Source organism: Colwellia marinimaniae (assembly GCF_002207865.1).
Lineage (GTDB): Bacteria > Pseudomonadota > Gammaproteobacteria > Enterobacterales > Alteromonadaceae > Colwellia > Colwellia marinimaniae.
Window position 1 is genome coordinate 1 of record NZ_BDQM01000253.1, and the last position, 274, is coordinate 274.

1 protein-coding gene is annotated in these 274 nt (G+C 63.1%); it reads left to right on the plus strand.

Annotated features, from left to right (window positions below; all coding sequences use genetic code 11):
- On the plus strand, positions 1-274 hold a 274-nt coding region (locus tag MTCD1_RS19160; RefSeq protein WP_268807385.1), incomplete at both ends, for an amidase family protein.

Below are 274 nucleotides of genomic sequence, written 5' to 3' on the forward strand. Positions count from 1 at the left end.
CTTATGGCCGCGTCTCTAAATATGGCGTGTTCCCGCTGTCCTGGACGCTTGATCATTGCGGCCCCCTCACGCGCAGCGTCGAGGATGCCGCCCTGACGCTGCAAGTGCTGGCAGGCCATGATGCGCGCGACCCCTCTAGCGCGGCCGTGCCGGTAGCCGACTACACGGCGGACCTGGAGCGGGGAGTCGGGAATCTTCGAGTCGGCGTGCCCAGGCATACTTTTCAGAATTCCCCCCTTGCCTCTGCCGCTTTTCTCGAAGCCATGTCCAATAC